Source organism: Sporosarcina soli (assembly GCF_042655805.1).
Lineage (GTDB): Bacteria > Bacillota > Bacilli > Bacillales_A > Planococcaceae > Sporosarcina > Sporosarcina soli.
In genome coordinates, this window is the sequence record NZ_JBHSNO010000018.1 from 40,648 (window position 1) to 53,329 (window position 12,682).

The window sequence follows — 12,682 nt, forward strand, 5'->3', positions numbered from 1 at the left end:
TTCATTTGAGTTCTATAACTTCAGGCGGGAGGAAAGTCCCGATTCGCCAATAAACGATTATTGAGCGCCAATATATGTAGGGGAATCGCTGATATCTATCCTCCAGGCGCCGATAATGAAGTAATAAGCTCTAATATCACAGGGAGTTCCGCCGATAATAAAAAGCTTCCCCCATCCATTTAAACGGGGAAAGCCTTTTCCTTTTATTTCTGAACGGTAGCCAATTGGCTTTCTCTTACTTCTTTTGCCGCCTCGACCATCACTTTTAATCCTTCGATCGTTTCTTCTTCCTTTCGCGTCTTTAAACCGCAATCCGGGTTGATCCAAAATTGGGTCGGTTGAATCGTTTGGAGCGCGCGATGGATGTTTTGTTTCATCTCTTCTTTACTTGGTACACGCGGGCTGTGGATGTCATAGACGCCAAGGCCAATTTCTTTGTCATAGGTGTTATTTTCAAATGCCGAAATGATTTCTCCATGGCTTCTGGAAGTCTCAATGGAAATGACATCCGCATCCAATGCACTGATCGAATCGATGATTCCGTTGAACTCCGAATAGCACATATGTGTATGGATTTGTGTGTCATTTTGAACAGACGCGGTCGCCAGTTTAAAGGCATAGACGGCTGCCTCTAAATACGCCTTATGTTTTTCCGGATCGAGTGGCAAGCCTTCGCGCAATGCAGGCTCATCCACTTGAATCATGCGGATGCCGCTCTTTTCAAGCGCTTCGATTTCCTGACGTAGAGCTAATGCAATTTGGTTCAGCACATCGAAACGTGGAATATCATCACGCACAAAGGACCAATTCAAGATCGTTACTGGACCTGTCAACATCCCTTTTACCGGCTTCTTAGTCAACGATTGTGCATAGACGCTTTCTTTCACAGTAATGGGCTCGCTGAACGCAACATCTCCCAAAATGAGTGGTGGTTTAACGCAGCGGGAACCGTAAGACTGGACCCATCCGAACTCAGACACTGCAAATCCAGCAAATTTCTCACCGAAGTATTCCACCATATCCGTTCTTTCAAATTCTCCGTGGACGAGGACGTCGATGCCAATTTCTTCTTGAATGGCAATCCATTTATCGATTTGGCTATTGATGTATTGCTCATACGCTTGGTCTGTTATTTCGCCTTTGCGCCATTTCGATCTCGTCTGCCGTACTTCTGGTGTTTGCGGCAAGCTTCCGATCGTCGTTGTCGGCAATAGCGGCAACTGAAAGCGCTGCTCTTGCGCCTGAATCCTTTCCGCGAATGGCAATGCGCGATTCACGTCCTGATCCGTCAGTTTGGCAACATTCTCTTTCACCTCTGTATTTTGGCGATATTTGGAATTATTCAGTGCAGCCAAGGCTTTTCTGCTTTCTTCAAGTCCTGCCGTAATCGCTGCGCCCCCTTTTTGTACGCCTTTCGTCAACAGGACGATTTCAGCGATCTTCTCATTCGCAAAAGCTAAACCACCTTTAATGACCGGATCTAATTTCTCTTCAGGCTCCGTACTAACCGGGACATGTAAAAGGGATGCAGATGATTGCACAATCAGTCGTTCTTGTTCAACATGCTCTAGGATGTCCTGCAAGAGTGCCACTTTTTTGTCCAAATCGGCACGCCAGACATTACGACCATCAATGACACCTGCCGCCAAGACCTTATCTTTTGGGAACCCATACTTTTGTAGCAATGAAAGCGAATCGCCATGCACAAAATCCAATCCTAATCCATGTACAGGCAATGCAGCGACCGCTTCATAGTTTGCGATCTTTTCAAAATAAGTTTGCAAGATGATTTTCAATTGCGGCACAGCTTTGCTCATCGCCGTATAGGCTTTTTTCACTTGCTCGATTTCCTCCGCCGACAACTCCTTCGTCAAAATCGGCTCATCAATTTGCACATATTGTGCCCCCGCCTCTGCAAGTTCTTGCAAAACTTGAACATATAATGGTGTAAATTCTTGCAATAAAGAAGCAAAATTTTCATTTCCATAGGATTTGGCCAATTTAATATACGTAACAGGCCCTAACAATACCGGTTTGCCATCGATGCCTAGTTTCTCTTTCGCCTCTTTATAGAAAGCGAGTGGGCGATTCTCCACCAATTGCGGCGTGATGCCTTCAAGTTCCGGTACGATGTAGTGATAATTCGTGTTGAACCATTTCGTCATTTCAGATGCGACTGCATCTTTCGTTCCACGAGCGATGGCAAAATAAGTTTCCAAAGACACTTTTCCACCTGTATAGCCAAAACGCTTTGGAACGACACCAAACATAATCGATGTATCCAATACGTGATCATATAGGGAGAAATCTCCTACGGGCACTAAGTCGATGCCTAATTTCCGCTGTTTTGCCAAGCTATCTAAACGGAGTTCTTCTGTCGTTGCGAGCAGCTCAGCCTCCGAAATATCACCATTCCAAAAACGCTCCAACGCTCTTTTCCATTCACGTTTCCCACCAATTCTTGGATAACCAATCGTCGAACTTTGTACATTTACCATGTAAATAATCCCCTTTGTCTACTTAGTATTTTTTCATTTCATCCATGTACAGCACTTTCTGTTCGAATCACCCCCTTTACTGCGGGCACTTTTTCCTTGATATACTTCGTTAATGCAACCGTCATATCGTAACGCATGAAAGGCGTGATCAAGTAAATACCGTGGAAATGCTCCAGCGCCACATCGATCAGCTCTTTCGCAATCGCCAACCCTTCGATCGTAGACTGTTCCCGATTACCGGCGGTGGCCGCCATTCTTGCACGAACCTGATCTGTCAATTTGATGCCCGGCACTTCATTATGCAAAAATTCGGCATTTTGAGGTGAGGTTAGGGGCATAATTCCGATATACATTGGTGCTCCTATATGTTTAGTCGCCTTATACACCTCTTCAATTCTTTCAGGGCTAAAAATCGGCTGGGTAATGAAATAATCAGCTCCTGACGCCAGTTTCTTCTCCAATCTCGGAATAGCCCTTTCCAGATGACGGATATTCGGATTAAAAGCGGACGCCACCGTAAAAGAAGTTTTCTCTCTCAACGACTTCCCGGACAATGAAATGCCTTCGTTAAACTGCTTGATCAGTTGAATCAATTCAAACGAGGTAACATCGAAAACAGAAGTCGCTCCCGGAAAATCGCCCACTTTTGTCGGGTCTCCTGTAATGGCCAACAATTCAGTGATGCCCAATGTATGAAGCCCCATCAAATGCGATTGCAAACCGATCAGATTCCGGTCCCGGCAAGCGATATGGACAAGCGGAGTGACCCCAGTCTTTTGCTGAACGAGCGAAGCCATGGACGTATTGCAAATCCGTGGCGATGCCAATGAATTATCTGCCAATGTAATGGCATCGACCCCTGCATCTTGCAAGGCATGTGCCCCTTCGAAGAACTTTTGCGTATCCAAATGTTTCGGTGCATCCAATTCAACGATTATCGAGTGCCTTTCCCTTACCGTCTCCAACAGCGACGGGGCTTGTGGACCTTTTACTTTGGATGCTGTCACTTTAGGCTTTTTCACTTTGATGACCTTTTCACGGATCGGGTCCCGATTGATCAACCCTTTTGTCAGTGCTTGGATATGCTCAGGTGTCGTTCCGCAACAACCGCCGATCAGATGGACCCCTTGTTCCCGAAAACTGGCCGCATAATTTTCAAAATAGGCCGGTTCATTTTCGTAAAACAATTTGCCATCCCGGTATTCAGGGAAGCTGGCGTTGGGATAGACCGCCAATAAGGCACGCTTTGGAAGCGGCACAGTTTCCAATGATTTCAACATATGGTAAGGCCCCAAATGACAGTTGATACCAACCAGATCCGCTCCCAAATCTTCCAACTGCTGCAAAGCATCCTCCAGCTCTATTCCATTTTGCAAAATACCGGCCTCATGCATGGAGACGTTTGTTACGATTGGAATATCCGTCGCTTCCCGAGCGATTTTCAAGACGGTCTTCAATTCCTCGAAATCATAATACGTTTCCAGTAGAAGACCATCCACCTCCTCTAAGAGCAAGCAATACAGTTGCTCCCGGAAACTACGTTTAATTTCCTCTTCCGTTCCGATTGTCGTTTGAGTTCCGTGGATGCCACCAATCGTGCCAAGGATGTATGTCCCCTTCCGAGCGGCTCTCTTGGCAATTTGGAACGCGGCCTGATTGATTTTCTTTACATGGTCTTCCAAACCATATCTGGCCAGTTTGATATAATTCGCTCCATACGTATTGGTTTGAATCACATCCGCCCCCGCCTCGATATAGGCCTCATGAATATGTTGCACTTGTTCAGGTTGCGTCAAGTTCAACTCCTCAAAACAGCGGTCCACGCCCGTCGTATAGAGCAATGTCCCCATCGCTCCATCTCCTATCAAAACACGGTCCTTCAACGTATCTAATAAACTCAACGGCTTCACATTCCCCTCTCCCACTTTGGTTTTTACTTTCATATAAATCAATCACGTCTCAGCGTAATTGCTCCGGATTTTGAATTGTGAATCGAACAGCGAAGGGTTCGATTTGCCGTATTTCTACGTTCTTTGCAGAAATTAAGGCACTAGCCATCGCCACAATTGACTCCTTTCAAAATCCGTGACATCCACCGGAGGCTTGATTTGAATCAGCAGGGAGTCCAAACTCCCTGCTGATTCAAATCAAAAAAGAATCCGCCCCTCTATACATAAAGGAGCAGACTCTTCATATGAACAAGTCTTTTCCTCATCTATCAAGTCGTTTAAAGGACTTGCTGGAATTAGCACCGTACCAAAATGGTGGTTGCTGAGGCGTCATCGGGCCAGTCCCTAAACCTCTCTAGATAAGAAAAACTATTTAGTTTTATTTGCTTATTTCGTTATTAACGATAATATACGCTAATCAGAAAAAATGCAACCTTTTTTCAAAAAGATCTTTGATTTTCCGAAAATAAATTAGCAACTAACACTCTAAACACATGAAAATAGACCAAGCAAAAACAAGGTAGTGTGCATAGTATAAAGTAAATTGTTCTTCCAATTCTTTTAGAACGGAGGTGATGAATTTGAAAGCTTCCTATGGTATTTGGATCGGCTGGTTAGCCATTATTTTTGCTGTCGTCGGATTTTTTTACGCCCCGTTTTGGCTGGGAGGCATCGCGCTCGTCTTAGGTATTATTGGTCTCTTCTCCCCACAAAAAGGTTTAGCATGGACCGCGGTTATCCTTGCTATAATCGCCTTACTCATACCGATGGTTCCTTAGCCAACCGAACAGTGCAGAGTTCGGTTTGTATAATTACCGCGCCCTCTGCGGAAATTATACATTAATTCCAAGAAAAACTTATATAGATAAAGGTATTTCAATTTGTATAAAAAACCGTGGACGGAATACTCCATACACGGTTTTTTGAGTTCTATGAATCTAGATTCTGCTTATAAATCTTCCACAACTATATACGTCATATTCATCGGTCCATGAACGCCGACGACAAGAATCATTTCAATATCGGCCGAATTGCTTGGCCCCGTTATAAAGTTGATGCAGGAAGCCAAGTATTCGCCGTTAGCCGTTTTTTCCCGAATGATTCGCGCTGCTTGGGTCATGCGTGGAACGATCGTACTTTTTGGAATGATGATGATCGATTTCAACGGTAAAAAACTGACGGTTCTCCCTTTGTCTTTACTGCTGAATAGAACCGCTGTGCCCGATTCCGCTAATGTGATGTCACTGATGGTGATTCCAACATTCGCCCGCTCGACAAGCTCAATATTTTCTTTCCCTTTAGCGGTTTCCCATTCATGAACGGGGATTTGTTCAGCTGGTAACGTATCCTTCAGTAGCGGAGTGAGCCCAAATTGTTCAAAACGGGCATCCTTCCAGGTAACAACAGGGCCTCCTCCATAGGCTACAATCGTTTGATGCAAGTCGGACGCTAGTTGTTCTTTGGTTGTCACAACAAAATCCGTATTGATCACTTGGCATTGTTTTGCCAACACGTCTACTAACTCATCGGGACTAGCCCCTTGTAAAACTTTGTCCTGAGGTTGGTGACGCCACTTTGGTCTGATAATATCGGTCGCGACTTTCTCTCTGCCAAGCTGTTTGGCTATTTTAGTGAGAAAGGCTTCCCTCCCTTGAATGTTCCCAGTCAAGATTCATCGTCTCCTTTCGAACGTTCCTTGTACCAATCACGGAACCGTTCTTTGTGAGGTGCTGGGAATTCCCGGATTTCGGTCCATGCTTTTAACGGTCCGACACCTTTGGTAATTTTATCGCCAACTGTGAATGGATTCATAGCCGCAGGTGCGATTTTGGACCCCATTTTATAGAGCGCGGGAGATGCTGCGCCCAACCCGAACGCCTTCATCGCCAGCTTTTCCGAAATCGGTGCTTTTCCTTCTTTTTCAACAATCACTTGTCGGTGTTTATGCAACAGTTCGTGAAGGGGAATCTTCACCGGACAAACTTCCGTACACGCCCCGCATAATGTGGAAGCATAAGGGAGTTCCTTATAGTCATCGTATCCTCCAAGTAAAGGTGACAAAATGGCGCCGACTGGCCCCGAGTAAATGGAGCCATATGAATGTCCGCCGACATGCCGATAAACCGGGCAAACATTGACACAAGCTGCGCAGCGGATGCATTGCAAAATCGATTGGAATTCACCGCCCAATATGTCCGACCGTCCATTGTCCACAATGACAAGATGAAATTCTTCAGGGCCGTCGACAGCCCCTTCCTCTTTCGGACCCGTTAGCACCGTCACATAGCTCGGCAATTTTTGACCGACAGCGCTTCTCGCTAGCATGCCGACCAACACTTCCAGCTCTTCAAATGTAGGGACAAGCCTCTCCATGCCCATCACGGTAATTTGTGTTTTAGGTAGCGCTGTTGACAGATCAGCATTGCCTTCATTGGTCACTAAACAGATGGAACCCGTTTCAGCGACCGCAAAGTTACAGCCTGTAATGCCCACATCTGCGGTCAAATAGTCATCTCGCAGCATTTTGCGTGCATGCTTGGTCAGTTCTTCTGGTTTCTCTGAACCGGTATACCCCAATTTCCGAGCGAATACCTCTCTTACTTGTTCTTTATTTTTATGTAATGCCGGCGCCACAATATGGGAGGGCAGATCATGATCATCGACTTGCAATATATACTCGCCAAGATCCGTCTCAATGACCTCACAGCCCATCCGTTCTAAATTGGCGTTTAAGTCAATTTCTTCGGTTACCATCGATTTGGATTTAACAACTTTTTTAGCCTCTTTTTCCTTCATGACGCCCATAATATAGTTGTTCGCCTCTTCGGCAGTCGATGCGAAAAAGACATGTCCGCCCCGCTTCGCCACATTCTCGCTCAATTGGTGCAAATAAAAATCCAAATTCTCCAGTACATGCTGACGGATCTCTTCACCTAAAGAACGCCACTCCTCCCAGTTGCCAAGCTCCTCTGCCGCAAGTTGCCGCCTGACCTCCAGCCTATCCTGCGCACCCGAAACAGCGCCTCTCATAAATGTATTCTGAAGCCCCGCATCTACACGATTCTTAAAATCTTCCGTCCCGACTTTCATCGGCATATTAGCTCACCCCACTCTTTTAAATCAATCACGCCTCGGCCTAATTGTGTCTAGATTTTGAATCGAGCTTGAGGCCTACAGGATGTAGGTCATGCAGTCGTTGCAAATCGAACAGCAAAGGGTTCGATTTGCCGTATTTCTGCGATCTTTGCAGAAAGTAAGGCACTTTTCTTTTAGGAAGTCGCGCACTTAGACTGCCCTCTTTAACTCCTTTCAAAATCTATGACATCCGCCGGAGGCTTTATCTTCGTTCAGCAGGCGTTTGAACACCCGCTGTACAGGAAAACAAAACCACATTCAACTTGACACCTATAGAGATGGGAGTCTTCTGCTGAATGAAGATAAGCGGTTGTTTAACACTTCCGCAATATGCAACACTTTCACCGGAGTCCCAACGCGCTCCATTCTCCCCCCGATATTCATCAAACAGCCGGCATCCGCGCCGATTAAATAATCCGCTACCGTCTCTTCGGCATGCTGGACTTTCTCATCGACCATCTGTTCAGAAATTTGTGCCATTTTCACTGAAAATGTTCCCCCAAAACCGCAGCATTGATGCTTATTCGGCAGTTCAACATATTCAAGGCCGACAACATTTTTCAACAGTTTCATAGGAGCCTCTTGGACGCCAAGCAACCGCGTCATATGACAGGACGTATGATAAGTCACTTTCCCTTCAAAATGCGCACCCACATCTTCCACTTTCAATACATTGACGATGAACTCCGTCAATTCATAGGTTTTCTCGGCAAGCGCCCGCGCTTTCGGCTCCCAAACTGGATCCCCTTTAAAAACGTTTTGATATTCATGGAACATATATGCACATGAACCGGATGGCGAAACAACATATTCCGCATGTTCAAACGTTTGGATCATCTTTTTCATTGCTTCTTTGGACTCTTTTACATACCCCGAATTATAAGCAGGCTGCCCACAGCATACTTGTGATTCAGGAAAATCAATTGTGCATCCTAGATGTTCCAATAATTCCACCGTAGCCTTTCCCGCACTCGTTTGAAACATATCAACCAAACACGTCGCAAAAAGTGTCACTTTCATTCCATTCACTCCTTTTCCATAGGATGCATTGCAAACACTGTACATTCCTTCTAGTCTCAATTGAATTAATAAAAATACTTGTATGAATTTACTGTAACACCTCCACAAACAACTCTCAATAGTAGTTCTATTGCTTATAGACTATTTACTTCATCACAATAACTAGGCATTCACCTACGACCTCACTTTTGAATATCTTAACTGCAGATAAGCTATCAAACAATACGGAGGGATCATTATGGGCTATTTTATCACCGTGGAGTCTGGGGTTAATATCTATGTCGAAGATATTAACCCGTCCAGCAACAAGACTATCCTGTTCATACATGGTTGGCCATTGAATCATAAACAGTTTGAATATCAGTTCGATGTCCTTCCCGCAATGGGCTATCGATGTATCGGCATCGATTGGAGAGGGTTTGGCCGATCCGACAAACCGATGAGCGGCTATAACTATGACAGATTGGCCGATGATCTCCGGGTTATTATCGATGCACTCCAGTTAAGCAACGTCACACTCGTTGGACATTCGACGGGAGGGGCAATCACCATCCGATATATGGCCCGTTATCACGGCTATGGAGTAGGTAAGCTAGTTCTCGTCGATGCTGCAGCACCCGTAGGTTTTACAGCGGAAACTGCAAATCGCTTTCTCAACGAAGCAGCGAATGACCGCCCTAAAATGATGCAAAATGTAACAGACAGTTTTTTCTTCCAATATATCACTGAACCTTTCTCCCAGTGGTTCTTCCAATTGGGATTACAGGCAGCGGGTTGGTCTACCGCTGCTATCGTCGTCACCTTGAGGGATGAAGAGCTCTATCAAGACTTACCGAAAATCGGGGTACCGACTTTAATCATTCACGGGGTGCATGACAAAGTCATCCCTTTTGCTCAAGCCGAGGAGGTTCATCAAGCGATAAAAAATTCGCAGCTTGTCCCTTTCCGATATAGCGGACACGGTCCTTTCTGGGAAGAACGTGACAAATTCAATAAGCTCTTGGCACGATTTATCGGATAAGAGGAGTAAGAAGAGACAGGTACCTATGCAAACGCGAATGTTTGTATAGGTACCTGCCTGTGTTATTATTTATCCGACTACTAACCCGATAATGCTGTCAATTTCAGCAAAAAGCGAATAATGTTGTACCCTTTTTATGATAACAACATATACATAGGAGGAGTAATCTAGAAAATTTGAAATAAGAATTTCCTTTCTTAGCGATTCGGGAATGACTCCCGACATCACTCGCCATCACTTAGTACTTAATTATATGATTTCCGTTTTTCTAAAAGTAAGTATGTATTTGCGTAATGAGGTAAAAGTTTTCTCAACATGAATTCGAATTTATTTACGATGTGTAAACTTGTACAATCATGCTCTAATAGTGTTAGCATAAGAAACAAGCCAACGTTACATGTGGATCCGCTAATCTTCACCACTATTAATCGTGATGCAGAAATAATGAAACTAGATAACTCTATGATTATTTTACAATCTCTCCCATCTAACTCAATCACAAATTAAGGAACCATATTAAAAATATCTTGCTATTCTCTTTATCGTTAGGGATTAGGTTGTTTTTAATGATGGATCCTTTTATTTTGACTTTGATTGAATAGATATAGGAAATACTTCTTACTTATAGTACTTCCTACTCCACTGAATTGCGTACATGTTAAAACCCTATACTTGACTTTAACTTGCTATTAAGAAAATACTATTTGTACCCAGAAGTATAGCAAAGCCAATGTTACGATTGTTGTTATCGGTATGACGATCAACGATACGTTCAAGTAATCTTTCCAACTAACCTTTATCTTATTTCGTCGAAGAATATGCATCCAAATCAAGGACGCCAATGTCCCAATCGGCAAAAGCAATGATCCCATATCACTACCGATAATATTTGCCAGATAAATGGTCTTTAAGGTGATCGGGTCTAGCCCCATTTCAGTCAAGGTAATTGTCCCAATCATTAAAGCCGGGTGATTATTGAAGAAGTTTGAAAGGATTGACACTAAACCACCCATGATAAAACTTGCATGAAATAATCCTTGATTGACAATCGGTTCGCACCATTGTACGAGCAACGCTGTAAGTCCCACATTATGCAGACCGTAGATAATCACGTACATGGAAAACGCAAAAACAAAAATATGCCAAGGTGTCTTTTTCAAGATGTCCAATGGATTCGTCCGTAAATGATACCATCTCCACAAAAGCAGAAGAACTGATCCGAGTACCGCAACAATTTCAATGGGAATGCTGACATACGATGCAACAAAAAGGAGACAACGCATAACAAAGACAAACAGCAAAATCTTCAACATAAATCGTGTACGTTTGCGCTTTGTTTCAACAGGTATTTTTGTTTTCAGCGGATGAAAGTTTTTAATGAAAAAGGATTCTTCAATATCCATAATGGAATCAGGTAATTTTTTCGGCAACTTGTTCCTTACGACCCAATACATCAAACAGGACATAAACAACAATCCTATCGTTGCTGGGACAAACATCATTGCTGTATGCATCCAAAGTGACATGTCTACGATTTTCAATGCGATTAAGTTCACGATATTACTCACGCCTATTGGTGCACTTGACGCCGTCGCAATGAGCGCACCACTTAATAGGTAGGGAATTTGTTGATGGGGTTTTAATTGAATATTTTTAAGTAGAAGGATTAAGATCGGTGTCGTGATTAGGATACTGCCATCGTTATTAAATAGGAGTGTCATTAAAAAACAAAGTAACTGGATATTCCAATAGAGACGATAGCCTGACCCCTTTGAGAGTCTGGCTAATTTTGCAGCAGCCCAGTGGAAAAACCCAAAACTCTCCAATATAACAGCCATCACAATCGTTGCGATAATGGTAATGGATGCACCACCAATTTTACTGATGATATCTTGTATGTCTTCCCGTGAGACAATCCCTGTTAAAAGAATAATTCCTGCTCCGATCGATGCAGGCCATGCCTCATTCAATCCTCTAGGTCTCCAAAAGATGACTAACATTGTTATTAGGAAAACCGTACCGGTTATTCCAATTTGGAAACTCATACATATACACATTTCCCTTCTTTTTAATAGACTGCCCGCGAGTGAATTGTTTGTCCGTTTCCTTGTATGTATATTCACCTCAAACTACATGAAACGAGATGTATGTCCACCCCTCCTGAAATTGAAATGAAAAAATCGTCCATTTTTTAGATTATTTTCACCTAGGACAAGCATTAATACTATTCAGACGGCTTGCCTTTTTCGAGATAATGGACTAACTTTCTCACCGACTAGATAAGCAAGTCTCCCCAAAAAATAGGCTGTCGATAGTTTCTCGTCAGCCTGAAAAAGGATCTCCTCTTATAAAATTCCTATACAAAATTGAACCAAAGTTATACTTCATGTATCGTTTTTATATGATACAGGTTTAAATAGATAGGGGAAGTCCTTGCTGATTGGAACTCAATGATTTGTTCTTCGACATTATTTATTTTCCCTATAAAATTTTTTTGTTCGCCAACATTCAACACGACGATTTTATTTTTTAATTTTTCAACTTGAACTTCAAAGGTTCTAGCAAATGTTTCATTGTTCGATTGTGTAGTGGCAGAGTCGATCTCCAACCCGTAAAGTTTATGACTTTGAGCATAGGGAATTAGCCATTTGATATGCGTTAATGAGATATACATCGTTTTGTAAACAGGAGATTGGAATATAAGATAGTTTTTCATAATGCCTGTTATCGTCCCATGCAAGGATTGGTTACCTGTCACATAGATTTCAACAAGTCTCCCTTTCGCTTGAGTAAGCACCTCTTCAAACGATAAATCTTCCTTACTTTCTTCAGCTACGATGCTCGGTAACTCTGTAGGTGCCTGAACGACATTTTCATTGTCACGATACAAGCCAAAATTTCGAATATGATCTAAAGGGATATACATAAAATCCAGCCCGTTGAAAAGCACAATCATATCGCTCCCCACATCAATAAGCTTGCCATTCATTTTCTTCTTTCCAGAAACCTCGACGCGGATAACTTCATGAAAAAGACTTTGAATAATTTTATTCAAGTCC

The 12,682-nt window shown here is 43.2% G+C and carries 9 protein-coding genes and 1 riboswitch; of the genes, 2 read left to right on the forward strand and 7 right to left on the reverse strand.

The window, feature by feature from the left end:
- Window positions 1-203: 203 nt before the first annotated feature.
- Complete coding sequence (gene metE / locus ACFPRA_RS23320; RefSeq protein WP_381440121.1) at window positions 204-2,498, reverse strand: 5-methyltetrahydropteroyltriglutamate--homocysteine S-methyltransferase; 2,295 nt, start codon at window positions 2,496-2,498, stop codon at window positions 204-206.
- A gap of 38 nt (window positions 2,499-2,536) precedes the next feature.
- Window positions 2,537-4,399 carry a bifunctional homocysteine S-methyltransferase/methylenetetrahydrofolate reductase gene (locus ACFPRA_RS23325; RefSeq protein WP_381440234.1) on the reverse strand — a complete coding sequence of 621 codons (1,863 nt, stop codon included), beginning with the start codon at window positions 4,397-4,399 and terminating at the stop codon, window positions 2,537-2,539.
- A gap of 307 nt (window positions 4,400-4,706) precedes the next feature.
- Window positions 4,707-4,813, reverse strand: a riboswitch (SAM riboswitch).
- A 215-nt stretch (window positions 4,814-5,028) separates the two neighbouring features.
- Between ACFPRA_RS23325 and ACFPRA_RS23330 the strand changes: the two genes are divergently transcribed.
- Complete coding sequence (locus ACFPRA_RS23330; RefSeq protein ID WP_381440123.1) at window positions 5,029-5,226, forward strand: hypothetical protein; 198 nt, start codon at window positions 5,029-5,031, stop codon at window positions 5,224-5,226.
- Between the two features lie 170 nt (window positions 5,227-5,396).
- Here the strand turns inward: ACFPRA_RS23330 and ACFPRA_RS23335 are convergent, their stop codons facing one another.
- From ACFPRA_RS23335 to ACFPRA_RS23345, 3 genes are all read right to left on the reverse strand, one after another.
- Entirely contained in the window at window positions 5,397-6,116 is a 720-nt protein-coding gene (locus ACFPRA_RS23335) for a LutC/YkgG family protein (protein WP_381440126.1), read from the reverse strand.
- Window positions 6,113-7,543, reverse strand: a complete 1,431-nt coding sequence (locus ACFPRA_RS23340; protein WP_381440128.1) for a LutB/LldF family L-lactate oxidation iron-sulfur protein — start codon at window positions 7,541-7,543, stop codon at window positions 6,113-6,115. The genes ACFPRA_RS23335 and ACFPRA_RS23340 overlap by 4 nt, the downstream gene beginning before the upstream one ends.
- A gap of 309 nt (window positions 7,544-7,852) precedes the next feature.
- Window positions 7,853-8,602 carry a (Fe-S)-binding protein gene (locus tag ACFPRA_RS23345; RefSeq protein WP_381440131.1) on the reverse strand — a complete coding sequence of 250 codons (750 nt, stop codon included), beginning with the start codon at window positions 8,600-8,602 and terminating at the stop codon, window positions 7,853-7,855.
- Between the two features lie 238 nt (window positions 8,603-8,840).
- Between ACFPRA_RS23345 and ACFPRA_RS23350 the strand changes: the two genes are divergently transcribed.
- Complete coding sequence (locus tag ACFPRA_RS23350; RefSeq protein WP_381440133.1) at window positions 8,841-9,623, forward strand: alpha/beta fold hydrolase; 783 nt, start codon at window positions 8,841-8,843, stop codon at window positions 9,621-9,623.
- A gap of 689 nt (window positions 9,624-10,312) precedes the next feature.
- On the opposite strand, the gene ACFPRA_RS23355 is transcribed toward ACFPRA_RS23350, so the two are convergent.
- A complete protein-coding gene (locus ACFPRA_RS23355) occupies window positions 10,313-11,668 on the reverse strand; it encodes an arsenic transporter (protein ID WP_381440135.1) in 1,356 nt (451 codons plus the stop codon).
- A 332-nt stretch (window positions 11,669-12,000) separates the two neighbouring features.
- Window positions 12,001-12,678 carry a DUF2642 domain-containing protein gene (locus ACFPRA_RS23360; RefSeq protein ID WP_381440138.1) on the reverse strand — a complete coding sequence of 226 codons (678 nt, stop codon included), beginning with the start codon at window positions 12,676-12,678 and terminating at the stop codon, window positions 12,001-12,003.
- Window positions 12,679-12,682: the final 4 nt, after the last annotated feature.

Bases quoted from the DNA above. Each gene is read 5' to 3' on its own strand.
- ACFPRA_RS23355 (WP_381440135.1), bottom strand. From the start codon at position 11,668: ATGAGTTTCCAAATTGGAATAACCGGTACGGTTTTCCTAATAACAATG.
- metE (WP_381440121.1), bottom strand. From the start codon at position 2,498: ATGGTAAATGTACAAAGTTCGACGATTGGTTATCCAAGAATTGGTGGG.
- ACFPRA_RS23340 (WP_381440128.1), bottom strand. From the start codon at position 7,543: ATGCCGATGAAAGTCGGGACGGAAGATTTTAAGAATCGTGTAGATGCG.
- ACFPRA_RS23345 (WP_381440131.1), bottom strand. From the start codon at position 8,602: ATGAAAGTGACACTTTTTGCGACGTGTTTGGTTGATATGTTTCAAACG.
- ACFPRA_RS23350 (WP_381440133.1), top strand. From the start codon at position 8,841: ATGGGCTATTTTATCACCGTGGAGTCTGGGGTTAATATCTATGTCGAA.